A 24,087-nucleotide genomic window follows, 5' to 3' on the forward strand; every position below is an offset into this window, starting at 1 on the left:
TCTTCCCCGCATCGATTGATGGGAGAACAGCGATGACAATGGCCTTTCTGAATAAACCGCAGCCCCGATTGACATTTCTCTGCCGCAAGGAGGACGAGGGGGTTATCCCCGCTCCCGTGCGCGCCAAGACGGCGCTGCCCGACTGGTTCCGCAGGCTGCCTGCCGTCGATGAGGCACATGTCTCATCCAACAACAGCGGCTTGACCGTGAAGCGTTGCATGCCCTTCCTCGACGCGATGGCGACGGGCTGGGTGATCGGGCTGGCGGCAAGCGTACGCATGGAAATCTCCGACGATGGCAAAACGGTCGATTGCGGTTGGGATTTCGACCGCACGCTCATCAGCAACCATGCCAGCCATCAGGTCGCTGGCAATCCGCGCGAGCCGCTGCCGCCGTGCAAGTTCCACAATTATTGGACCATCCGCACGCCGCCCGGCTGGAGCTGCCTGTTCGTGCCGCCGCTCAATCGACCGAACGGCGTCTTCGAGGTCGTTGCCGGGGTCGTGGATACCGACACCTACCAGTCGGAAATCCATTTCCCATTCTTCGCCACCGGTGAGGACGGCCTGCATGTGCTGGAGCGCGGTACACCGATTGTCCAGGTCATTCCATTCCGCCGCGACGCATCCGACCTCGACGCCGACATCCGCACCGAAAACCCGGAGGAAGGCACCGTTCGCAAGACGATCCTGCGCAAGACACTCGCATCGGACGGCTGGTACCGCCGCTTCGCCCGCGCGCAGCGATAGTTTTTGAGACATATTTTCCGGTTTGCCGTCGCTGCCCATCGCAGCGGCGGTGCTTCCGCGTGTGTGGCAGATTCAAATTATCCTATTGAAAATATTTCGTTTTTTGAGGAATAAACATCGCCCACCGCCGTTTCTCCCTCGCAGCCAAGGAGGTTGTCACTCAAAGGAGAAACGTCATGAAGAAGTTCATCGCAATCCTGAGCGCGTTCCTGGTGGTCGGTGCCGCGGCACCCGCGCCCGCCCTCGCCGATGACCCGGTCACACGCCTTTTGCAGAAGATGACGCAAAGCAACAAGGCGAGCCACGCCCGCTATAACCGCGACCGGGACGATGACCGGCGCAGCAGCTGGAGCTCGAACCGCAATTCCAACAGTTCGTCGAACTCCTCCCGGAATTCCAATTCGAATTCGAGCTCAAACAGCAGCTCCAACTCGTCGAGCAACTCCAACTCGAACAGTTCATCCAACTCTTCGAGCAATTCGAACTCGAATTCTTCCTCCAATTCCTCGTCAAATTCGTCCTCCGACGACGATTGAGGTTCAGTCTGAAACCCGAAAGGAGGGCGATCGTGGCCCTATATGCAATCGCCCCTCTGGACCCCCACGCCAACCGGCGTGGGGAACCCTCTATGGCAACCGAGCGCACCGTGCCGCTTGCCCGCGTCAAGCAGATCGTCGCAGCGATCGTGCTCGCCTTCAGCGCCATGCTGATCTTCCTGGCGATCGACGACCTCACCCTGAGGATGCGGCTGACACTCGCCGTCTTCGTCGCAACGATCACCGCCTGGACCATCCTTGACCTGCCGGACACGCCCGTGGCGCTCGCCGCCGCCGCTCTTCTGCCGGTCGTCGGCGCGATTGACGAGGATGTGCTTTACCGCTCGCTCGGCAATGATATTGTTTGGCTGATGCTGGCGGCCTTCGTTGTGGCCGGCGTGCTGCGTCAGGTCGGCGTAATCGAACAAATTATCCGTTGGCTGCTCGCCCGCTTCGCCACCGTGCAAGGCTTGTTCTGGGCGCTGACGTTCTTGATCTTCGCCACCGCCTTCATCATCCCCTCGACTTCGGCGCGCGCCGCCATGCTGGCACCGGTCTATCTTGGTCTCGCAGCCGCGATCGACAATACACGGGTCAACCGGGCGCTCGCGCTGCTCTTTCCCTCGGTCATCCTGCTCTCCGCCGGCGCTTCGCTGATCGGTGCCGGTGCCCACCTCGTCGCGGCCGGGATGATGGAGCGCCTGCAGGAGCAAGGGCCCGATTTCCTGGGCTGGATCGCGCTTGCCGCACCCTTTTCGCTGCTATGCTCGCTGCTCGCCTGCGCCGTGCTGCTGCGTCTTTTTCTGACCCGCGAGGAGCGGGCGATAGTGATCGCCGAGCGCAACGCCGACGAGGCCCCGACCCCTTTGACACACCAGCAATGGACCGTGCTCGCCGTGACCGGCGCGATGATCCTGCTCTTCGCAGCGCAGCCCATGCACGGCATCGGCATGCCGCTCATCGGCATCGCCACTGCCCTGCTGTTGGCGAACCAAAAGGTCTCTGGCCTACCGCTGAAGGCGGCGCTCAAGAGCGTGGAATGGAACCTCCTGCTCTTCCTCGCCGGCACGCTCGTCATCGGCGAGGCGCTGTTGGAGACCGGCACCGCGAAAGTGCTGGCCGAGCGGATGGTCGACCTTGCCGGAAACAGCATCGCGGCATCGCCCGCACTCCTGGTCTTTTTCGCTGCCGTGGTCGCGACGCTTTCCCACCTCGTCATCACCTCGCGCACGGCGCGGGCGACCGTTCTCATACCTGCGCTTGCCCTGCCGGTCGCAGCCCTCGGTGTTGACCCGCTCAATCTCGTCATGGTCGTTACGTTGGCGAGCGGCTTTTGCCAAACGCTGATGGTCTCCGCCAAACCGGTAGCGCTATTCGGCGCGATGGATCCGCCCCCCTTCGGACAGGCCGACCTGTTCCGGCTCGCCGGTTGGCTGATCGTGCCCTTCGTGGTGCTGCTGGTCGTCTTCGCCACGCTCGTCTGGCCGCTGCAGGGCCTGCCTCTGTACTGAACAGTACAGATAGACAAAAGGGAAAGACCGCAGCGTGCGGTCTTTTTATTTAGTCGGCTAATTTATTTTCATACTGCTGGAATAACCACGGGGCTGCCCCGTTCCTCCCCTGTCACATCATTGTCATAGTAGAAAGGAACATCCCATGTCGTTCACGGTTCTCGTCGCGCCCTCCGGTTTCAAGGAAAGTCTGTCAGCAGATCAGGCAGCGGATTGCATCGAAAGTGGCGTTCTGCGCGCCTTTCCCGGCCTTACCGTCATCAAAACGCCAATGGTCGATGGCGGCGAGGGTTTCACCAAGGCGCTCGTCAAGGCGACCGGCGGTACGCTTCACCAGCTGACGGTGAGCGGCCCGGTCAACGACCCAGTCGAGGCGCATTTCGGGTTCCTCGGCGGCAGCGACGAGCCGACCGCCGTCATCGAGATGGCTGCGGCCGCCGGGCTCAGCCTCGTACCGCGCGACCAGCGCAATCCCTGCGTGACGACGAGTTATGGCGTTGGCGAACTGGTGCGTGCCGCGCTCGACCGAGGTGCACGCCGCGTCCTTCTCGGCTGTGGCGATAGCGGCATCAACGATGGCGGCGCCGGCATGGCCGAAGCGCTCGGCATCCGTCTCCTGGACCAAGAAGGCAATCGCCTGCCCCACGGCGGCGCAGCTCTTTCCCGCCTCGCCGCCATTGATATGAGCGGCCGAGATCCTCGTCTTGAAGGCGTGCGCATCGATGCTGCCGTCAACTGGCACAATGTCCTCCTCGGTGAACGCGGTGTTGCACGCATTTTCGGGCCGCAGAAGGGCGCAACGCCGATGCAGGTGGAGCTGCTCGCTGCCGCCATGGAGACGTATGCCACGGCGATTCGGTGCACGACGGGCATCGATGTCGGCATGGCGCCCGGATCCGGCGCCTCCGGCGGACTTGGTGCCGCGATACTCGGCCTCCTCGGCGGCAGATTGCATCCGCGTTACGACATCGTCATGCAGTATCTGGAGCTCGACCGGTTTATCGCACAGGCTGATTTGGTCATCACCGCGGAGGGCAGCCTTGACGGGCAAACCCCATATGGAAAGGTGCCTGCCGAAGTGGCTGCACGGGCAAAAATTGCCGGAGTGCCCGTCATCGCACTCGCCGGCACCATCGGCAAAGGCGTACGCCTTAATTTCGAGCATGGCATTGATGCCTTTGCGTCGATACTGAGCAGGCCCTGCTCGCTGGAAGACGCCATCTTCAGCGCCCCGAAACTACTCTCCCGAGCGGCAGAGGATGCAGTCCGCATGGTCATGGTGGGCATGAAGCTTGGAGCACGATGGCGCCAGGTTGCATGACCTTGAGCAAGGGTAAAGGGGACAAAGTTAGCTTCTGCAAGCACCATTTCATCCCGTCTTCGCTCTCATCGGCGAATTGCTGCGGGCAAGGGCCATCAACATCGGTCCGATGGCGAATTCCCCTTTCTCGGCGCGTCGCGTCAGGTCGCGCAGGTAACCACCGGCGGAGTTGATGTGCCCTGCCCTTTCGAGAACGCAGGCCATGACGGTGGCCGCATTTTCAGGTCCCATGATCTCGCAGGCCTGCTCATAGGCCGATGGGCTGACGCCGAGCATCGAGCGAACTACCACAGCCGCGGCCATCAGCTCGCGCCATGTGCCGACCGAGCCTTGCGGTCCATAGGCTGCGATTTCCGGGCAGGCCTGCAGCACCAGCCCCAGCGGGAAGGATTTGAGCGCGGCGTTGGCAGCGGGGGCAGAACTTGCGGCCGGCACACGCCCGTTCCTCTCTTCATCTTTCTGTATTCGGACTGCCGGTTCGGCTCGACCCGCCGATCGATCGTCCGCCGTTGCGCCCTGCTTCTTTTCGGAAGCTGGTTCAAGTTCAGTGATGGATTGTGGATTTGAATTCTGTATGTGCCGCTCATAATGTTGGGCATTGCCGCTTTGATTTTGAGTTTTAACCTGCATTTCCAACTGATTGATGATTTCTTCGCGCAGCAGCTCCAATTCGTCGAGGGCGGCTGCGACCTGTTCGGCGGAAGGCGACCTTGGCAGCCGCTCGACGATCTCACGAAAATGCAGATGAATCCGGCTCCAATCGCCCGCGGCGCCCTCCTCCAATGCCATCTCGATGAGCTTGGCGACATCGCGCCGGCAAAGCGTCAGGCGTTCTCTGAGCCGCTGCAGGTGCAACCGCTCAGCAACCACCTCCGCCGCCAACCGCTCGATTTCCTCAGCGCGCACCAGCAGCGGCGCCAGCGAAAAACCGAATGCCTCGCGAATCTCCCCGCCATGCTCCTTGCGGGCGTAGCGCTTGCCGTTCGGGCTGTCCTTGCGGATCAGCAGCCCGGCCTCGATCAGGGCCGCCAGGTGGCGACGGATCGTCTGCTCCGCCATTCCATGCGCACGTAGCGAGAGCTGTGCATTGGAAGGGAACACCACGAGCCCGTTTTCCTCAGAGAGCTCTCCCTTGGGATAAAAGCTCAGCATGGCGTTCAGGATAGCGAGCGCCCGGTCGGTGATGCCGAGCAGCGGCTTGGCCTCGCACAGGGCACGATAGAGTTTCCACTTGTCGATAGATTGGCCGGGTTCGATTTCTCGAGCAGCCGCCTGGCTTGCTAACATGCCAAGCGTCATCGGCCGCCGCCCGAAGGGCGTCGTCACATGTCCGCTTTCCATTTTCTTCGCCTTCTTCAAGGCAAAAGATCGCGGCTCACCAAATTCGGTGCCAAAGACTCTTGACTATGATTCGCGGAAATGTGATTCTCTGGGTGTCTAGATCAGAGAGGGCTTCCGCGACGGCAACGTTCGGGGGCCTTTTCTTTTGCTTATTGATCTCCGTTCTTGGTCAAATCCTGCGTCTTCTCGAACGCCTCGTAGAGACGATCCAGATTGCTGGCGATGTAGGCTCCAAAGGCAGACGCCTTCTCCGCCTTCAGCGCGATGGTGAACTGTTTCCCGTCATCCTTGATCTTCGCCTTGACCGCGCCGTCCTTGCGCTGCCAGGCGTGGGCGGCGGGCTGAATCGCCGCTATGGATGAGGCCTGTTGTTGCCTCCTGCTGATGAAGGCAACCAGCATATCGAAGCGGGCATCCGGCTCCGCCGTCCCGAATTCCCCCGATCTGGTGAACTCGATCGCTCGTGCGCCAATGTTTTCGGTTTCGAATTTCACTGACAGATCGTGCCACCGATCACGGCCGGTGGTCTTGGCCGCACCGATCGCGGTCAGGACTTCGGCTGGGATCCGCTTGGTGACGGACAGCATCTTGGAAACCGTCGTCTTGTCGGCGCTGAGCGCGGACATGATCGTTTCCCTGTCGAAGCCCAACGTGTCGAGCTTGTCGGCAAACATGGTCCTCTCGATGAAGGAGAGATCGGCGCGTGCCGAATTCTCCTGGCCCTGCGCAATGACATGGTCGCGGTCGTCGAGTTTCTTGACCACGGCCCGGACAGGTCGGCCGAGTTCCTTGGCGGCCCGCGCGCGACGGTGGCCGAAGGCGATCTGATATCGGCCGTCCTTCTCAGGATGCGGCCGGACGAGGATCGGTGAATCCTGACCGCGCAGCCGGATCGCCTCGACCAATTCGCGAAACTGTTCGTCGGTATGCGCCAGCCGGTCCGTCACGAAGGAATCTTCGATCAGGGCAGGGTCGAGATCAATCACCGTCTCACCGGTCGCCAGCTTTTCCTCGATCGCTTTGGCCGCATCGGCCTTGGCAGCCAGCGCATCGATACTGCGCGTCACGGCGCCGAGAGCGCCGATCCCCTTATAGGTGATCTGCTGCTTCTCGTCCCTGTGGAGCGGTTCGTCCTCATTGTTTACCGCAGTAAACTTCTTGGAATCGTCCATCAGACCCGAAAGGAGATTCTTACGCGCCATCAGCCAGCTCCTCGTCCCAGTTTACCGCAGTAAACTTCTCGGTCATTTCCGCCCCCAAGCCTTGTGGATGAGATCGGCGATCTCGGTGTTGACGGCATCCATCGCCTCCATGGCGCGGTCATAGGTCGCGCGGGTAAACTGGTTCCGCTCGACTTCGTAAAGCGTCTGATTGGTCATCGCCGCATCGGAGATGGCGACGCTGCGCAACATCGGATTGGTGAGCACGTGGTTCTTGAACATCGAACGCATGAAGGCGACCATTTGCGTCTGCGGCCCGTCCTGCGGATCGTAGCGGGTGACGAGATAACGCAGCCAGTCGAGGTTCATGTTACCGCCGGCACCTTTCAGTGTGTTCAGCACCTCGCCGAGCATCTGCAGAAATTGGCACATCGACATGACGTCGAGCATCTGAGGATGAACGGTGATCAGAACTGCTGTTGCGCCGCAAATGGCGCTCATGGTCAAAAAGCCGAGCTGGGGAGGGCAGTCGATGATGACCACGTCGTAATCGTCGGCGACTGAGGACAGCGCCTCGTCCAGCCGCGCGAAGAAGACACGTCCATAGTCACCCGCCTTGCCCTGAGCAAGGACGCGCGGCGTATCGTGCTCGAATTCCATCAGCTCGAGATTGCCTGGCACCAGATGAAGGTTCGGGAAATTCGTCGGACGGATGATCTCTCTCAGCGGCCGCCGCTGATCGTCATAACGAATGGCGGCGTAGAGCGTCTCATTTTCGTTGACGTCGAACTCCGGCTGAAAACCGTGAATGGCAGAGAGAGAGGCCTGCGGATCGAGGTCGACGGCAAGGACACGGTGACCCGTCAGGGCAAGATGCTGGGCAAGGTGTGCTGCACTCGTCGTCTTGCCGCTGCCACCTTTGAAGTTGACGACTGCAACGACCTGCAGATGTTCGTTGCCGCGGCGATGACGCATATAATGCGTTCCGGCGCGGGCATTGTGCTCCAGGAAGCTGCGCATCTCTTCCATTTGCTCCGCCGTATAGGATCGACGGCCCGACGGCGTGACCTGGGGAAGGGCGCCTTTGCCTTCCAGCGACAGGTTGCGAAGATAGCCGCTGGTGACGCCGAGGAAACGCGCCGCCTCGGCAAGCTGAAATTCCCTCAAACCCTTCAATGCACGCGGCGGAAACATCTCGAGCCGATGCTGCTTCAGCTTGTCGGATAGTTCCTGCGCCTGACCAATAATCAGTTGGTCGACATCGGAAATTGCTTTTTCTATCTGCGGTGCCATATTCATGGAAATCTCGAAAATGCGATTTAAAAGCCCTACGTGCTGTGAAACCGCATTTAGCGCCGATTCTGGAGGGGTGGCAAGGCAAATAGGGTTAACAAGACCCTACCGCGAGGTTGTCCAATCTTTTTCAAAGGCTTGAACGTGCCGCCCGGTGCCGCAGTCGGATCAGCAATCGCGCATTCGCCGGCCGAATCGGAAGGCCGCACAACCGGCATCATAGCCGATCGGATACGTCGAAATCGAGATATCGAGCGTGCACAGCTCTTTGAAGTGCGCCCGCAATGGGCATAAGCACCTGGACAGTCAGTGGCTGTTCAGGCCGCGTGGCGAAGAACCGTCTTGATATCTGCCTGGGGGAGGGACACGGCGCTTCTGTCGAGGTCCTGCTGCAGAGCGCCCAGCGCAAGATCCAGGCGATAGGCGGAGAATTCAGCGCCGAGCTCGGCGCCGTCCCTCAGATAGCGATCCAGCAAATGCCAAATCGCAAGTAGGCCCTTTCGGGAAATGCCACTGATTGTCCGGTCGGCTCGCCAGGCGCAACGCTGCGATACCCGCCTATTCTCCGAGCGGAAGGGTGATATCCGCTGCGGAGGCTCCTGATGTCAGACCGCGACTTTCCGCCTGCGCCATCGCCTTCACCAGCGCGATGACCGTTTCGCGGATATTGCTGTCGGCGATCTTTAGAAAGGCGCGATTGAGCACCAATCCCTCTTTCGTTCGCAGGAATTCGGCGACCGGATCCATATTCGCGGATAGATCCAGCCCTTGCAGCGTCAACGGCTCGGAATTCTCCTGTTCGAAGAAGAAGCTCGGCGACGTGTGCAGCACCTCGGCGATCCGCTGCAGCCGGCTCGCGCCGATGCGGTTGATGCCCTTCTCGTATTTTTGAACCTGCTGAAAGGTCACGCCGATCTGCTCGGCAAGCCGTTCCTGGCTCATCCCGAGCAACTGCCGGCGCATTCTGATGCGCGCTCCGACATAGCTGTCTATTGCATTCGCTGTCTTGACATTCATCGTGTGTTTTCAGCCTCGATCGCATTTTCAATCGGCGCAGCTGTAGTATCCCCCGCATGGCTTTTCCATGGTTGTTTTCATATAGCATAGTGGATATGCGACGATCGCGCCTGACTGTGATATGAAAGCCCCCGTCCAGAAAAACGTGAAATCACTCGGCGGAAGCGTAAATCGAACAAAAGCCGTACCGATACGGATAAAAGAGGGCTGTAATTGCGCTCCGGCTTACGCTAAATGCAGTTCAGCGACCGTCGCACGAGAGTCTTCCCAGCTCGATCGCCCGAAAATCCATCGAACAAAAGCGACGTCGCACGGCACCGGCCGTGTCTGTGCAGGAGAAGTATTGATGGCAACCGTTGCCGAGCGCGCGCCCCGTTTCGAAAAAACAACGATGTCTATCCTCATGGCGGTCAGCTTCTGCCATATGCTGAACGACATCATGCAGTCGCTGCTCGCCTCGCTTTATCCGCTGTTCAAGGCGAATTACGATCTCGATTTCGTGCAGATCGGTCTCCTCACCATGACTTTCCAGGTCACGGCTTCACTGCTGCAGCCGCTGGTCGGCATCGTCACCGACCGCTGGCCGATGCCCTATTCGCTGCCGGTTGGTATGGCGAGTACCTTCTGCGGCCTCATTCTGCTCGGCAACGCCAGCAGCTTCGAACTGCTGCTGGTTGCCGCTGGCTTAATCGGCTTCGGCTCGGCGGTCTTCCATCCGGAATCTTCGCGCGTTGCCCGTCTTGCCTCCGGCGGCCGCCACGGTTTCGCGCAATCCTTCTTCCAGGTCGGCGGCAATGCCGGCCAGGCGATCGGTCCGCTGCTTGCCGCCTTCATCGTGCTGCCGCTCGGCCAGCACAGCGTCTCCTGGTTCGCCGCCATCGCCATGGTCGGCATGGTCGTGCTGAGTTGGGTCGGCAACTGGTACATCAGCCACAGGCGCCAGAATGCCAGTAAGCCGGCAATAAGCCGGACCCTGCCGCTGCCGCAGAACCGGGTCGTCTGGGCGCTGCTGATTCTCGTGCTGCTGACGGCAACGAAGAATGTCTACATGGCAAGCGTGTCGAGCTACTTCACCTTCTATGTCATCGACAGGTTCGAGCTCAGCGTGCAGCAGGCACAACTGATGCTCTTCCTGTTCCTCGGCTCGGTTGCCATCGGCACCTTCCTTGGTGGGCCGATCGGTGACCGCTTCGGCGCGCGTTTCGTCATCTGGTTCTCGATCCTCGGCGTCATTCCCTTCGCACTCCTGCTTCCCTATGCGAACCTCTTCTGGACAGGTGTGCTAAGCGTCGTCATCGGCCTGATCTTCGCTTCGGCCTTCTCGGCAATCGTCGTCTTCGCGCAGGAACTGGTGCCCGGGCGCGTCGGGCTGATTGCCGGGGTCTTCTTCGGCTTCGCATTCGGGGCAGGGGGGCTTGGTGCCGCGCTGCTCGGCGAGTTCGCCGATACCCATGGCATCGATTTCGTCTACCGCATCTGCTCTTATCTGCCGCTGCTCGGTCTCCTGACCGTCTTCCTGCCGCGCATTCCTGAGCAGAAACCAGCCTAAGACGATATCGGCTGCATCATGCGGTTTCGCATGTCGCGATGGCCAACAGCAGCGGACTTATTTTTCTCCTCCTATGGGGAAGAGGGATCACCATTCCTTTAATCCACTATTTTTATAGATAATATTCATCCAATAATGACGTCGGTCCCGGCACGATATTGGAAGGAAATGGCATGTCTGCTCACAAACTGGTCGGCCTTGCGGGTAGTTTCAACCGCCCCTCGAAGACCTTTGCGCTTGTCGAAAACATTGCCGGTCTCGCCGCCGAGAAATACGACTTCGACAACACCATCTACGATCTGACCGACGTCGGCCCCTCGCTTGGGCAGGCGCTGCGCCGTGACGATCTCGACAGTCGCGCCAGGGAAGTCATCGACGACATCGTCAATGCCGATGTGCTGGTCATCGGAGCGCCAACTTACAAGGGCAGCTATCCCGGCCTCTTCAAGCATCTGATCGACCTGATCGACCCGCATGAACTGCGCGCCAAGCCGATCATCATCACTGCGACCGGCGGCGGCGACCGGCATGCGCTGATGGTCGAGCACCAGCTCCGCCCGCTCTTCGGTTTTTTCATGTCTTACACGCTGCCGACCGCGGTTTATGCGTCCGACCGCGACTTCACCGATTACCGTGTCTCATCCGATCCGCTTTCCAAGCGGATCGGCGAGGTCATCGGCGAGATCGAGGCGTTCTTTCCTGTGCGAAATCACGCCCTTATTGCTGCCGAATGAGCAATGCCGGAATGAGCTTGAGACGGCGCCGAGGAGGCGCCGTTTTCAGTTTTGGAGCATGCTCTCAAGCCGCAATTAATCCATAAATTTGGTGGAAATTTATCCTGCCGATATCGATGGCAGGGCAAGAGTTTTTCCGGCCTTTCCTCCGCATCAGACATTCGTGCTTCGCTCCCGATCCGCGCATTTGCCATGATCGGCCTGCTCGGGGCGTTCGGCCTCATTCAGTCAGACGGGATAACAATGACCAAGAACAAAAATCTTCACAGCTTCCACCTTTCGCGCCGCGCGGCTCTTGCCGCCATCGCCATTTCGGCGGCGGCATTCTTTTCCTTTGCAGCACCCGCTCCTTCCCATGCCGAGGATAAGTCGATCAAGGTCGGCATCATGGCCGGCGAGGAGGAGGATATCTGGCGCGTGGTCGCGAGCGAGGCGGCCAAGAAGGGTCTCAAGATCGAGACCGTCATCTTCAACGACTACACCCAGCCGAATGAAGCGCTGGAGCGCGGCGAAATCGATGCCAACGCCTTCCAGCACCAGCCCTATCTCGACAACCAGATCCAACAGCACGGCTATCACATCGTTCGCGTCGGTTATACCGGGGTCTGGCCGATCGGCCTTTACACCAAGAAATACAAGTCCGTCGCAGAGATCCCGGAAGGTGCCATCATCGGCGTGCCGAACGATCCCTCGAACGAAGGCCGGGCGCTGCGCGTTCTCCAGAGCGAAGGCCTGATCAAACTGAAGGACGGCACCGGTATTCTCGCGACCGTCGCCGACGTCACCGACAATCCGAAGAAGATCGAGATCAAGGAACTCGACGCCGGCATCGTCGGCCGTTCGATCGACGATCTGGATGCCGGTATCGTCAACACCGACTGGGCGCTGAAGAGCGGTCTTTCGCCGGCCGAACGCATTGCCCAGGAGCCGATCACTGATAATCCATACCGCAACTTCATCGCCGTCAAGGACGACAACAAGGATACCGAATGGGTCAAGACGCTTGTGTCTTCTTATCAGAACGACACCGTCAAGGCCGAATTCGACAAGGTCTACAAGGGCACCGGTCTCAGCGCCTATTGATCAGAGGCAGGGCTGGGGTTAGAGCCTTTCCGGGTTAGATTGCAGCATTCTGTTGGCTCAAACGGAGTCGGATGGTCGACCGGCCGGCGCGCGTCGTAGCCAAGCTCTACGGCCAAGCCGGCCGGTCGATCAGCCGGCCCGTTTCAGCCAACCCGAAGGGCCGGGCATCTTTCCGCCAGCGCAGAGGCGATCGGCTCGGACGTACCACGAAGTATGCCCGTCGCCAATCGCCTCTGCCCTGACGAAAACCTGCTCCGGCAGAATGCTTCAATCTAACCCGGAAAGGCTCTAAGGCCTGCCGAGAGGCGGTCCGGGCGTTCTCTGCCCGGACCGCCTTCAGTATTTGTAAGGAAAAACACATGAATTCCCTTGTTTCCACCACGGCGATCGAGGCACAGTCGCAAGCGGCGGCTTCCGAAGAGGTGGTGAGGCTGACCGACGTGAAACGGCGGTTCGGAGCCACTGCAGCCCTCGACGGTATTTCGCTGACGGTGAAGAGAGGCGAGATCCTCGGCATCATCGGCCGCAGCGGCGCCGGCAAATCGACGCTGATCCGCTGCCTGAACGGCCTGGAGCGCGCCGATAGCGGCGAGATCCTCATCGAAGGCCGAGATATCACCGGACTTTCGGAACAGGAATTGCAGCCGCTGCGCCGCCGCATCGGCATGATCTTCCAGCATTTCAATCTGCTTTCCGCCAGAACCGTCGAGGAGAACGTCGCGCTGCCTCTGAAGATCGAGGGTCTTGCAAAGAGCGAGCGCCTGAAACGGGCGCATGAGCTGCTCGAACTCGTCGGCCTTGCAGACAAGGCGAAGGCTTATCCCGCATCGCTATCCGGCGGCCAGAAACAACGCGTCGGCATCGCCCGGGCGCTGGCGGCACGCCCGGCACTGCTGTTGTCCGACGAGGCGACATCGGCGCTCGATCCGGAAACGACCCGGTCGATCCTGGCATTGCTGAAGGACATCAACCGTAAGCTCGGACTGACCATTCTGCTCATCACCCACGAGATGGAAGTGGTACGCGGCATTGCCGATCGCGTCGCGGTCATCGATGCCGGGCGCATCGTCGAGGAAGGGCAGGTCTGGTCGGTCTTCGCCAATCCGCAGGCTGAGATCACGGGGAGCCTGCTCGGCGGCATCCGCCCGCAGCTTCCCGAGCATATTGCCGGCCGGCTATCGGCGACGGCGGGCAGCGAAGCGATCCTCAGCGTCGATCTCGCCGGGCCGCAGGCGCAGGGCGCACTGTTTGCCGAACTCTCAGCAGCATTGCCGCATTCCTTCCGCCTCGTCCATGGCGGCATCGACCATATCCAGAATCAGCCGGTGGCGCGGTTCTTCATCGCCGTTCCCGCGCGCGACCCCGCGCTTGCCGGAAAGGTCGAACAATTCCTGACGGCCCGGTCCGCCCGGGTGGAGGTGCTTGGTTATGACACCGATCATGCTTGAACTGCTTATTCGCTCCCTTTGGGAGACGATCCTGATGACCCTCGCCTCGGGATTGATCTCGCTCGTCGCCGGCCTGCCACTCGGCCTTGCCCTGGTTGCGACGGCGCGCGGCGGCATCGCCGAAAACCCCTGGATCAATCGCGTGCTCGGCGCAGTCATCAACGGCTTTCGCTCGGTGCCTTTCATCATCCTGCTGGTGGCGCTGATCCCGCTGACGCGGCTGATCGTCGGCACCGCGCTCGGCACCTGGGCGGCCATCGTGCCGCTCGCCATCGCTGCAACGCCCTACTACGCCCGTATCGCCGAAGTATCGCTGCGCGAGGTCGACCGCGGGCTGATCGATGCCGTGCGTGCCATGGGCGGCAATCGCTGGACGATCATCCGCGAGGTGCTGGTGCCTGAGGCGCTGCCGGGCATCGTCGCCGGTTTCACCGTCACGCTGGTGACGCTGATCGGCGCCTCGGCCATGGCGGGCGCAATCGGCGCCGGCGGCCTCGGCGATCTGGCCATCCGCTATGGCTATCAACGTTTCGAAACCAGTGTGATGATCGCGGTGGTGGCCGTCCTCATCGTGCTCGTCTGCGGCATCCAGTGGCTTGGCGACCGGCTGGTTGCCAGGCTGGACCACCGATAAGTCAGCGCCGGAACTGGGCGGCGGGATGAGCGGCGGGCAACCTGCCGTTCCCGCCGCCGAAAAGCTTCTGCCGCAAGGGTCCTGCAGCATAGTCCGCCTTGAAGACGCCGCGCTCCTGCAGCACCGGCACCACCAGCTCGACGAAATCGCGCAGGCTCTCCGGCGCCACTGTCCGCGCCAGATTGAAGCCGTCGATGCCACCCTCTTCGATCCATGTCGCGAGACGATCGGCGATCTGTTCCGGCGAACCCACTATCGGCTTCATCCGGCTGCCGAGCACCATCTGGTCGATGATGTCACGCAGCGTCACCGGCTTTGGCGCCTGTTTCGTGATGGCCGCAAGCGCCGACTGATTGGCGTTGGTCGAGCTCTGGTCGATGACGTCGTCCAATCCATACTTCGAAAAGTCGATGCCTGTCGAAGCGGAGTAATGCGCAAGCGAAGCTTCGACGCTCGCATGGCGGCGATACTCCTCCAGTCTGTCCCGTGCTTCCTTCTCCGTCCGCCCGACGACGACGGTGATCAGGCTCAGGATCTTCAATGCGTCGGCGCCGCGGCCGAATTCCGTCGCCTTCGCCCGCAGCGCATCGACGGTCGGCTTGGCCGCCTTGGGATTCGGCCCGGCAACGAAGACGCATTCGGCGTGGCGTGCGGCGAAATCCTGCCCGCGTGCCGAGGCGCCGGCCTGGAAGAGCAGGGGCGTGCGCTGCGGCGAGGGCTCGGAAAGATGGATGCCTTCCATCCGGTAATATTTGCCGTCGTGACGGACAGAGCGCACTTTGGAGGGATCGGCATAGACGCCGCCCGCCTTGTCGCGCACCACTGCATCGTCGTCCCAACTCCCTTCCCAGAGCTTGTAGAGAATTTCGAGATATTCTTCGGCTGCGTCGTAACGCGCATCATGTTCCGGCAGCTTGTCGAAACCCATGCTGCGAGCCGCACTGTCGAGATAACCGGTGACGATGTTCCAGCCGATCCGTCCCTTGGTCAGGTGGTCGAGCGTCGACATGCGCCGCGCCAGCAGGAAGGGTGGCTCATAGGTGGTGTTGACGGTCACGCCGAAACCCAGATGTTTCGTGACATAGGCCATCGCCGAAATCGGGATCATCGGATCATTGACCGGGATCTGCGCGCCCGTCTCGATCACCGGCGACGGGCTACCCCTGTAGACATCGTAGACACCGACGATGTCGGCCAGGAAGATGCCGTCCAGCTTGCCGCGTTCCGCGGTCTTGGCAAACTCCGTCCAGTAGTCAAGATCGGTATAATGCGCTGAGCGGTCGCGCGGATGCGTCCACAGACCGTGGTTGATGTGCCCGACGCAGTTCATGTCGAAGGCATAGATCTGCATGGTCTTCATCTGGCGGTTCCCAAAGCCGGCAATAGAAATCAAGGATTTGCCGCATTAATTATCCTGGAGCATGATGCCGAAAAGTGTGAGCGGTTTTCGGACGACATCATGCTCTAACTATATAATGTAGAACAGGATTCAGATTTTAGCCGGCTCGGCCTAAAATCATCCTCTTTGGGCTCTATCGCACGATGAGCCTGTGAAATGGTAGGGTGGGGATGAAAAAAGCCGGAGGAACCGCATGACGAAGAAGACGCTGTCGGATTGGGCGGAGCTTGCTCAAAAGGAACTGCGCACCTCGCCCGAAACGCTGACCTGGCAGACGCCGGAAGGCATTGCCGTCAAGCCGCTCTATACGGCCGAGGATCTCGATGGCGCCGGGCACCTTGGTTCGCTTCCCGGCTTTTCACCTTTCACCCGCGGCCCGCGCGCGACGATGTATGCCGGCCGGCCTTGGACGATCCGCCAATATGCCGGCTTCTCGACGGCAGAGGAATCGAACGCCTTTTATCGCCGCAATCTCGCCGCCGGCCAGAAGGGCCTGTCGGTCGCCTTCGATCTTGCCACCCACCGCGGTTATGACAGCGATCATCCGCGCGTCGAGGGTGATGTCGGCAAGGCGGGTGTGGCAATCGACAGCGTCGAGGACATGAAGATCCTGTTCGACGGCATTCCACTCGGCGAAATGTCGGTGTCGATGACCATGAACGGCGCCGTCATCCCGATCCTCGCCTCCTTCATCGTGGCAGGCGAGGAGCAGGGCATTCCACGAGCCGACCTTTCGGGGACCATCCAAAACGACATCCTCAAGGAGTTCATGGTCCGCAACACCTATATCTATCCGCCGGAACCCTCGATGCGGATCGTTGCCGACATCATCGAATATACGGCCAGGGAGATGCCGAAATTCAACTCGATCTCGATCTCTGGCTATCACATGCAAGAGGCCGGCGCGACGCTGGTGCAGGAACTTGCCTTCACGCTGGCCGACGGTCGCGAATATGTCAGGGCGGCGATCGCCAAGGGCCTCAATGTCGATGATTTCGCCGGCAGGCTCTCCTTCTTCTTCGCGATCGGCATGAACTTCTTCATGGAGGCGGCAAAACTTCGCGCCGCCCGCCAGCTCTGGACCCGCATCATGGAGGAGTTTGAGCCGAAGAAGGCCTCGTCGCTGATGCTGCGCACCCATTGCCAGACCTCCGGCGTCTCGCTGCAGGAACAGGATCCCTATAACAACATCATCCGCACCGCTTTCGAGGCGATGTCGGCTGTGCTCGGCGGCACGCAGTCGCTGCATACCAACTCCTTCGACGAGGCAATCGCCCTGCCGACGGAATTTTCCGCCCGCATCGCCCGCAACACGCAGTTGATCCTGAGCCACGAAACCGGCGTCACCAAGGTGGTCGATCCGCTGGCGGGCTCTTATTACGTCGAGAGCCTGACGAAGGACCTTGCCGACAAAGCCTGGGCGCTGATCGAGGAGGTGGAAGCGCTCGGCGGCATGACGAAGGCGGTCAATGACGGCCTGCCGAAACGGCTGATCGAGGAAGCGGCTGCGCGCCGCCAGGCAGCCGTCGACAAGGGCGAGGAGGTCATCGTCGGTGTCAACCGCTACAGGCTCGACAACGAGCAGCCGATCGACATTCTGGAGATCGACAATAGCGCAGTACGCAAAGCGCAAATCAGACGTATCGAGGAAACCAAGCGGCGGCGCGATGGCGCAGCCGTGCGCGAGACGCTGGCGGCCCTGGCCGAGATCGCACAGAGCGGCAAGGGCAACCTTCTGGAAGCCGCCATTGAGGCGGCGCGGGCCCGCGCCACGGTCGGCGAGATATCCGATGCGATGCGCGATGCCTTCGGCGATCATGCCGCCACGCCTGTGGTGATCAAGGGCGTCTATGGCCAAGCGTATGAAAATGAGCCGGAACTCGCCGTGCTCAAGACTCGCATGACGGAGGTGGCGGAAGCGATGGGGCACCGGCCGAAGATCATGGTCGCCAAGCTCGGTCAGGACGGACACGACCGAGGCGCCAAGGTGATCGCCTCGGCCTTCGGCGATATCGGCTTCGATGTGCTCGCCGGTCCCCTCTTCCAGACACCGGAGGAAGCCGCCGGCGTCGCACTCAGCGAAAAGGTCAACGTCGTCGGCGTCTCGTCATTGGCGGCCAGCCACAGGACGCTGCTGCCGCAGCTGATCGACAGGCTGAGGGAACAGGGCGGTGGGGACATCATCGTCGTCTGCGGCGGCGTCATCCCGCGGCAGGACTATGAATTCCTGCACGAACACGGCGTCGCAGCGGTATTCGGCCCGGGGACAAACGTTCTCGAGGCGGCAAACTCCGTCCTCGACTTGCTGCAGGGCAGGCGACGGAATCAGTAATTTAGAGAAGACCGCGCTTTGCCAGATTGCTCATCAGCGCCGAAATGCCGAAGGTCCAGGGCGGACATTCGGTGGAAAGGCGCACGGTGTTGACGAGGGCGCCGAGGCCTGCCGAGGAAATCTCGACGACATCGCCAATCTTGTGGGTGAAGCCTTGCTTTGGCGCGTCGCGGTCCTGCGTCGGCGCAAACAGCGTGCCGAGGAAAAGCATGAAACCGTCAGGATATTGATGATGGGCGCCGACCGTCTGCTTGACGAGATCGGTCGGGTCGCGGCTGATCTGTGACATCGAACTCTTGCCATGCAGCACGAAACCGTCCTGGCCGGTGACTTTCAGGTCGAGTTCGGCCTTGCGCACGTCATCGAGGCTGTAATCGGCGTCGAACAGGCGGATGAAAGGACCGATCGAGCAGGAGGCGTTGTTATCCTTGGCCTTGCCGAGCAACAGTGCCGAGCGGCCCTCGACGTCGCGCAGGTTGACGTCGTTGCCGAGCGTCGCACCCTTGATTTCGCCGCGGCTGTTGACCGCGAGCACGATTTCCGGCTCGGGATTGTTCCAGGTCGAGATCGGATGCAGGCCGACATCCGCACCCCAGCCGACGGAGGAGAGCACCGGCGCCTTGGTGAAGACTTCGGCATCCGGCCCGATGCCGACCTCGAGATATTGCGACCACATGCCCTCGTCGATCAGTGCCTGCTTGACCTTGGCGGCCTCCGGCGAGCCGGCCTTCAGATTGGTGAGGCTGCCGCCGATCAACGTGCTGACGCGCTCGCGGATCGAGGCCGCCCGCTCCGGACTGCCGGCGGCCTTCTCCTCGATGACACGCTCGATCATCGACTGCGCAAAGGTAACGCCGCAGGCCTTGACTGCCTGCAGGTCGACAGGCGCAAGGAGATAAGGGCGCGTTTGATCCGAAGCTCCGGTACTGTTAGAGGCGATGTCCGCCAGCGAGCCAACCGCCTTGCCACTTGCTGCACGGACGAAGGTGGCGGCATCCTGCCGCTCGAGCAGGGCGCTCAGCGTTGGCGCCTCGCGCGACGTGATGTCGACCAACATACCCTCTCGTAACATCACAATGCTCGGTCCCTGCACTTCGGGATTCCAGATGCGACCGACAAAAAGACCATCCGAAGTGGCGACATCGAGCAGAGGTTGAGACATGGTGATTTTCCGTCACAGGCGAGCGGGGAGCGCTCTTCAAAACATTGCGGGGTGTTGCCGCCCTCCAGCCCGGCGGCAGCCGAAATCGATCACATTCACGGAGAAGGGGCAAGATGCGTCGGGGAAAAAGACTTTCGCCTGATCGGCTCGGGCGGCTGACTTCCTCGGGAATCCAATTGCAAAAGCTCACAAAATAACTATTTAGATACAAAATAACTGTTATATTTCAGATATTTAAATACAGGCTGTGACGATTTTGCCGTTCATCTCGCCTTGACAGGAGCCGGCTTTCGTTATCTGTTTTGCCCGACATGGAGGAGGCGGGCGTCAGCCGGCCACACGAAAATCCCAGGAGGATATTGCAGCGATGTTGAGATTTGCCGTCGTCGGAATCGACCATGGGCACACGTTCGATCACGTAAAGGGATTGCTGGCCGCAGGTGGCGAGTTCGTCGGCTATTGCCCGCAGACCTCGGTGCCGGCGTTGCGCGAGGCCTTCGAGAAGACCTATCCTGACGCGCCGCAGATCGACAGGCAAAAGCTGTTCGACGATCCGTCGATCGATGTCATCTGCATTTCCGCGATTCCGCGTGATCGTGCCGGGCTTGCCATCCGCGCAATGAGGTCGGGCAAGGACGTGATGACCGACAAGCCGGGCGTGACCACCTTCGCCCAACTCGAGGACGTCAGGCGTACCGTTGCCGAGACCGGCAAGATCTTCTCGATCTGCTTTTCCGAGCGCCACTGCGTCCGCTCCGCCGTCAAGGCCGGCAAGCTCGTCGCTGAAGGCGCGATCGGCAAGGTGATCCAGACGCTCGGCGTCGGTCCACACCGGCTGCAACTGCCGACCCGGCCGGACTGGTTCTTCGATCCCGAAGCCTTCGGCGGCATCATCGTCGATATCGCTTCGCACCAGGTCGACCAGTTCCTGTTTTATACCGGCTCGACCACAGGCGAGGTCATCGCAAGCTCGATCGGCAATTTCGGCATGCCCGACAAGCCCGCCTTCGAGGATTTCGGCGAGGTGCTTCTGCGCTCCGACAAGGCGGCGGGCTATGTGCGAGTCGACTGGTTCACGCCGGAGGCGCTGCCGACCTGGGGTGACGGGCGCCTGACCATCCTCGGCACCGAAGGCTACATCGAACTGCGCAAATATATCGATATCGCCGGCCGGCCGGGCAAGGATCACCTCTTCCTGGTCAACGGCAAGGAAATGACCCATATCGATTGCAGTGGCGAAAAACTCGACTATTTCGACGCTTTCACCGCCGACGTCGGCAACCGCACACAGACGGCGATGACCCAGGATCACGTTTTTGAAGTCTGCCGTCTTTCGCTCGAAGCCCAGGCGAAAGCCGCGCGCATCGGCGCTCGCTGAGGAGGAAATCATGACCAGGAAATTGCGCGTCGGCGTCATCGGCGCAGGCATCGCTGCGCGGCATCTGGCCGGCTTCGGTTGGAACAAGGAGCTTTTCGAAGTTCCCGTGCTCTGCTCGCTCGATGAGGAGCGCGGCAGAGCGCTGTGCGAGGAGTTCGGCATTGGCGAATACACGCAGGATGCGGATGCGCTGTTTGCCCGTGACGATCTTGATATCATCGACATTTCGACGCCGCCGAGCTCGCATTTCGAACTCTGCCGCAAGGGCATCGAATCCGGCAAGCACGTCATCTGCGAGAAGCCGCTGTTCGGCTCGATCGCCGAGGTCGACGAGATGGGGCGCATCCTTGCCCGCTTCCCCAGCAAGAAGCTGATGCCGATCTTCCAGTATCGCTATGGTTCCGGCCTGCAGAAGCTGAAGCTGCTGATCGAACGTGGCCTGGCCGGCAAGCCGTTCCTGACCACGATCGAAACCCATTGGTGGCGCGGGCCGGATTATTATGCCGTGCCGTGGCGCGGCAAATGGGCGAGCGAACTCGGCGGTGGCCTTCTCGGCCACGCCATCCACGCCCATGACATGCTGAACTATGTGCATGGCCCCTGCGCCGAGGTGTTTTCCTATGGGGCGACGCTGGTCAATCCGATCGAGGTCGAGGATACGGCAGCCCTTTCGGTGAAGATGCAGAATGGCTCGCTGGCGACGCTGTCGATGACGCTGGGTTCGCGCAAGGAGATCTCGCGGTTGCGCTTCTGCTTCAACGACCTCGTCGCCGAAAGCATCATCGAACCCTACACGATGGGCCGTGATCCGTGGACGTTCGTCGCCGGGACAGAGGAACATCAGGCGCGGATCGACGAAGTGCTCGCCGCCCATGTGCCTGGCGAGGATGGCTACACCCGTCAGTTCGAGCTCTTCCATAAGGCGATCGTCGAAGACACCGACCCACCGGTGACGCTGCAGGATGCCCGCAATTCGCTGGAACTGGTAACGGCCGCTTATTTCTCGCAGCGAACCGGACAACCGACGCCGATGCCGATCGCCGCCGATCATCCGCTCTATCGCTCCTGGCTTCCGGCAGGGGAATGGCGTGCTGCGGCCACCGTCTGAATCGGGAAGGGCTCTCCGATGCTGAAATCCTTCGAGCACGTCGGCATGACGGTCGGCGACATGGACCGCACCGTCGATTTCTACTGTGGCCTGCTCGGCCTCAGCCTCGTGCTGCGCAAGACGATGGCGAATGGCATGCAGGTCGCGTTCCTCGATGCAGGCGGCGGCATGCTAGAGGTCTTTGCGCCGCCCGGCGGCGCTTCCAGGGCGGTCGACGTGCCTGAAGATACGGCCGGCGTCCGGCACCTCACCTTCTATTTCGACAATGTCGACGAGGCCTTCGCCCGCCTTGAACAGGCGGGCGTCGAGATCAAGGAGCCGCCGCGCTTCGCCGTCCACTCCGAGATGCTGAACAAGATCGCCTTCGTTCGCGATCCCGACGGCATCATCGTCGAGCTTGCCGAACGCTCTCAGAGCCGCCAGGGCTGACACAGGTGCTGCCGATCGCTTCGCTGCGGGCGGTCAGACCGTCCCGCAGCAGATCGATCAGGCGCCGGATGAGTTTAGCCGCCATGCAAGACTCTCCTCAGCTCGCCAGCTTGGCGCTGATATAGTTGCGCCAGCCGCCAAGCGCGGTGATTTCCTCGGCACCTTTCACCGCATGGGCCTCGCAGACGAAGCCGGAGACGCTGGAACCGTCTTCGAGCGTGAGCTTACCGATGCCGAGCGGTGCCGGAATCTTCTGGACGAACCTGCCGAAAGCATCGGCCGGCAGTGCCCAGACCTCGACCTCCAGCCCCTGACCCTTATGGCCGGGTTCGCGCAGCAGCCCCGGTTTCGGCGGCGTGGTATTGGGCAGAACGAAGAGGCGATAATCCCCGGCCGTGCGGCAGGTCTTGACCAGACGCCCGCCCGAGCCTGCCAGTTCGTGATTGAGCGGCATGCCGGTCAGATGCGCCCCGACGACCGCGATTTCGATGAAACCGTCATCGCCAGGCACAACACGGCTCGCTTCCGGTATTGCCGCCTGCCGGTCGATGCCCATGCCGGAGCTTGCTGCGCGGTGCAGCGCATCGGCGAGTGGCGCCAGCGCATCGTCGGTGAAGGCAGGCGCGATGACGGTGACGCCGCCCGGCAAGCCGCCTTTGCCGAAACCGGCCGGAACGGCGATCGCCGCGCAATCGAGCAGGTTGACGAAATTGGTGTAACGGCCGAGGCGGCCATTGAGCACGACGGGATTGGCCAGCATGTCGGCGACCGTGTAGGTGGTCGGTGCGGTCGGCAGCAGAAGCACGTTCGCCTTTTCCCATTCGGCTTCGGTCTTGCGGCGCAGCTCCTCCAGCCGGTATCGGCCGTTAAAGGCCTCGACCGCGGTCTTGCCCTTGGCGCCTTCGATAATCCCCCGCACCGTCGGGTCGAAATCGGCCGCGTTCGTTGCGAGGAAGGTCTCGACCGCCGCCAGACGTTCGGCGACCCACGGCCCGTCATAGAGAAGGGCGGCGGCCTCGCGGAATGGCGCATAATCGAAGGGCACGATCGTCGCGCCGAGCGCTTTGGCCCGCTCGATCGCCTGGTCGTAGAGCGCCTCCACCTCCTTGTCGCCGAAGAACTCCCGCTCGGCGTCGGTGAGGACGCCGATACGCAAGCCCGATACCGGCAGGTTCCCCGGCGTGGCGCGACGCGAGAAAGCATCGGCGGCATCGAAGCCTTCGGCGACCTTGCGGATCGCAACACCGTCACCGACGGTCGCGGCAAAGATCGTCATGCAGTCGACGCTCTTGCAGGCCGGAACCGCGCCGGTATTCGGCAGAAGGCCCGGCGTCGGCTTGATGCCGACAAGATTATTGAAGGCAGCCGGCACGCGGCCGGAGCCTGCCGTATCGGTGCCGAGCGCGAAGGCGGCGAGGCCGGAGGCCACCGTGACCGCCGATCCGGAGCTCGAACCGCCGGAGATATAGGCCGCATCGAAGACCGAACGCGGCGCGCCATAGGGCGAGCGCGTGCCGTTGAGGCCGGTCGCGAACTGATCGAGATTGGTCTTGCCAATGATGATGGCGCCGGCAGCCTTCAACCGGGCAACGACGGTGGAGTCCGCTTCCGGCCGATAGGCATAGGCCGGGCAGGCCGCTGTCGTCGGCAGGCCGGCGGCATCGATATTATCTTTCACCGCGAAGGGAACGCCCCAGAGCGGCAGGCTGTTTGCCTCGGGCGCACGTGCCATCAGCACTTTTGCGGCAGCGCGCAGCTCGTCGTCCGGCACCGGGGTGATGAAGATGGCCGGATCTTTCGAGGCGGCACGCCGCGCGATCACTTCTTCGATGGCGTTGAGCGGCGTCAGACCGGATTGATAGGCGGCGCGAAGGCTTGAGAGATCGAGGATGGTCGGCAGCAT

The 24,087-nt window shown here is 61.4% G+C and carries 21 protein-coding genes; 13 read left to right on the forward strand and 8 right to left on the reverse strand.

The window, feature by feature from the left end; genetic code table 11:
- Nucleotides 1-32 precede the first annotated feature (32 nt).
- From RWJ89_RS22765 to RWJ89_RS22780, 4 genes are all read left to right on the forward strand, one after another.
- Entirely contained in the window at nt 33-749 is a 717-nt protein-coding gene (locus tag RWJ89_RS22765) for a DUF6065 family protein (RefSeq protein ID WP_168271126.1), read from the forward strand.
- A 176-nt stretch (nt 750-925) separates the two neighbouring features.
- Nucleotides 926-1,285 carry a hypothetical protein gene (locus RWJ89_RS22770; protein WP_085994509.1) on the forward strand — a complete coding sequence of 120 codons (360 nt, stop codon included), beginning with the start codon at nt 926-928 and terminating at the stop codon, nt 1,283-1,285.
- A gap of 92 nt (nt 1,286-1,377) precedes the next feature.
- Nucleotides 1,378-2,796, forward strand: a complete 1,419-nt coding sequence (locus RWJ89_RS22775; RefSeq protein WP_131665583.1) for an SLC13 family permease — start codon at nt 1,378-1,380, stop codon at nt 2,794-2,796.
- Between the two features lie 145 nt (nt 2,797-2,941).
- On the forward strand, nt 2,942-4,117 hold the full coding sequence (locus tag RWJ89_RS22780) for a glycerate kinase family protein (protein ID WP_131665582.1): 1,176 nt from the start codon (nt 2,942-2,944) through the stop codon (nt 4,115-4,117).
- 48 nt (nt 4,118-4,165) lie between these two features.
- Here the strand turns inward: RWJ89_RS22780 and repC are convergent, their stop codons facing one another.
- The 5 genes from repC to RWJ89_RS22805 form a co-directional block, all read right to left on the reverse strand.
- Nucleotides 4,166-5,458, reverse strand: coding sequence for a plasmid replication protein RepC (gene repC / locus RWJ89_RS22785; RefSeq protein WP_131665581.1), 1,293 nt, complete (start codon nt 5,456-5,458; stop codon nt 4,166-4,168).
- A gap of 149 nt (nt 5,459-5,607) precedes the next feature.
- Nucleotides 5,608-6,660 (reverse strand): plasmid partitioning protein RepB, encoded by a 1,053-nt coding sequence (gene repB / locus RWJ89_RS22790; protein ID WP_131665580.1) that lies wholly within the window; start codon nt 6,658-6,660, stop codon nt 5,608-5,610.
- 42 nt (nt 6,661-6,702) lie between these two features.
- Nucleotides 6,703-7,917 (reverse strand): plasmid partitioning protein RepA, encoded by a 1,215-nt coding sequence (gene repA / locus RWJ89_RS22795; RefSeq protein ID WP_020047615.1) that lies wholly within the window; start codon nt 7,915-7,917, stop codon nt 6,703-6,705.
- 311 nt (nt 7,918-8,228) lie between these two features.
- The gene (locus RWJ89_RS22800; RefSeq protein WP_020047616.1) at nt 8,229-8,387 is read right to left on the reverse strand and encodes a hypothetical protein; all 159 of its coding nucleotides are present in this window, start codon (nt 8,385-8,387) and stop codon (nt 8,229-8,231) included.
- An 82-nt stretch (nt 8,388-8,469) separates the two neighbouring features.
- Nucleotides 8,470-8,928, reverse strand: coding sequence for a helix-turn-helix domain-containing protein (locus tag RWJ89_RS22805; RefSeq protein ID WP_020047617.1), 459 nt, complete (start codon nt 8,926-8,928; stop codon nt 8,470-8,472).
- A gap of 346 nt (nt 8,929-9,274) precedes the next feature.
- On the opposite strand from RWJ89_RS22805, the gene RWJ89_RS22810 reads away from it, so the two are divergent.
- The 5 genes from RWJ89_RS22810 (at nt 9,275) to RWJ89_RS22830 (ending at nt 14,376) form a co-directional block, all read left to right on the forward strand.
- Nucleotides 9,275-10,477 carry an MFS transporter gene (locus RWJ89_RS22810; RefSeq protein ID WP_131665577.1) on the forward strand — a complete coding sequence of 401 codons (1,203 nt, stop codon included), beginning with the start codon at nt 9,275-9,277 and terminating at the stop codon, nt 10,475-10,477.
- A 173-nt stretch (nt 10,478-10,650) separates the two neighbouring features.
- The gene (gene msuE, locus RWJ89_RS22815) at nt 10,651-11,211 is read left to right on the forward strand and encodes an FMN reductase (RefSeq protein ID WP_131665576.1); all 561 of its coding nucleotides are present in this window, start codon (nt 10,651-10,653) and stop codon (nt 11,209-11,211) included.
- Nucleotides 11,212-11,454: 243 nt separating this feature from the next.
- The gene (locus RWJ89_RS22820; RefSeq protein WP_168282811.1) at nt 11,455-12,294 is read left to right on the forward strand and encodes a MetQ/NlpA family lipoprotein; all 840 of its coding nucleotides are present in this window, start codon (nt 11,455-11,457) and stop codon (nt 12,292-12,294) included.
- Between the two features lie 359 nt (nt 12,295-12,653).
- The gene (locus RWJ89_RS22825) at nt 12,654-13,742 is read left to right on the forward strand and encodes a methionine ABC transporter ATP-binding protein (protein WP_131665574.1); all 1,089 of its coding nucleotides are present in this window, start codon (nt 12,654-12,656) and stop codon (nt 13,740-13,742) included.
- The gene (locus tag RWJ89_RS22830; RefSeq protein ID WP_168282809.1) at nt 13,723-14,376 is read left to right on the forward strand and encodes a methionine ABC transporter permease; all 654 of its coding nucleotides are present in this window, start codon (nt 13,723-13,725) and stop codon (nt 14,374-14,376) included. Before RWJ89_RS22825 ends, RWJ89_RS22830 begins: the two co-directional genes overlap by 20 nt.
- A 1-nt stretch (nt 14,377) precedes the next feature.
- On the opposite strand, the gene RWJ89_RS22835 is transcribed toward RWJ89_RS22830, so the two are convergent.
- Entirely contained in the window at nt 14,378-15,736 is a 1,359-nt protein-coding gene (locus RWJ89_RS22835; RefSeq protein WP_168282807.1) for an LLM class flavin-dependent oxidoreductase, read from the reverse strand.
- 232 nt (nt 15,737-15,968) lie between these two features.
- On the opposite strand from RWJ89_RS22835, the gene scpA reads away from it, so the two are divergent.
- Entirely contained in the window at nt 15,969-18,107 is a 2,139-nt protein-coding gene (gene scpA, locus RWJ89_RS22840; RefSeq protein ID WP_316031475.1) for a methylmalonyl-CoA mutase, read from the forward strand.
- Between the two features lies 1 nt (nt 18,108).
- Here scpA and RWJ89_RS22845 read toward each other — a convergent pair whose 3' ends face one another.
- On the reverse strand, nt 18,109-19,269 hold the full coding sequence (locus tag RWJ89_RS22845) for a fumarylacetoacetate hydrolase family protein (RefSeq protein WP_168282803.1): 1,161 nt from the start codon (nt 19,267-19,269) through the stop codon (nt 18,109-18,111).
- A 367-nt stretch (nt 19,270-19,636) separates the two neighbouring features.
- Between RWJ89_RS22845 and RWJ89_RS22850 the strand changes: the two genes are divergently transcribed.
- The 3 genes from RWJ89_RS22850 to RWJ89_RS22860 are packed head-to-tail and all read left to right on the forward strand — an operon-like array spanning nt 19,637 to nt 22,184.
- A complete protein-coding gene (locus tag RWJ89_RS22850) occupies nt 19,637-20,647 on the forward strand; it encodes a Gfo/Idh/MocA family protein (RefSeq protein WP_003549180.1) in 1,011 nt (336 codons plus the stop codon).
- A gap of 10 nt (nt 20,648-20,657) precedes the next feature.
- Nucleotides 20,658-21,755, forward strand: coding sequence for a Gfo/Idh/MocA family protein (locus tag RWJ89_RS22855; protein ID WP_168282802.1), 1,098 nt, complete (start codon nt 20,658-20,660; stop codon nt 21,753-21,755).
- 18 nt (nt 21,756-21,773) lie between these two features.
- Complete coding sequence (locus tag RWJ89_RS22860) at nt 21,774-22,184, forward strand: VOC family protein (RefSeq protein ID WP_128407582.1); 411 nt, start codon at nt 21,774-21,776, stop codon at nt 22,182-22,184.
- A 97-nt stretch (nt 22,185-22,281) separates the two neighbouring features.
- Here the strand turns inward: RWJ89_RS22860 and atzF are convergent, their stop codons facing one another.
- Entirely contained in the window at nt 22,282-24,087 is a 1,806-nt protein-coding gene (gene atzF, locus RWJ89_RS22865) for an allophanate hydrolase (RefSeq protein WP_316031476.1), read from the reverse strand.

The sequence above is a fragment of the Rhizobium sp. 10PS4 genome, from assembly GCF_032464805.1.
Lineage (GTDB): Bacteria > Pseudomonadota > Alphaproteobacteria > Rhizobiales > Rhizobiaceae > Rhizobium > Rhizobium laguerreae.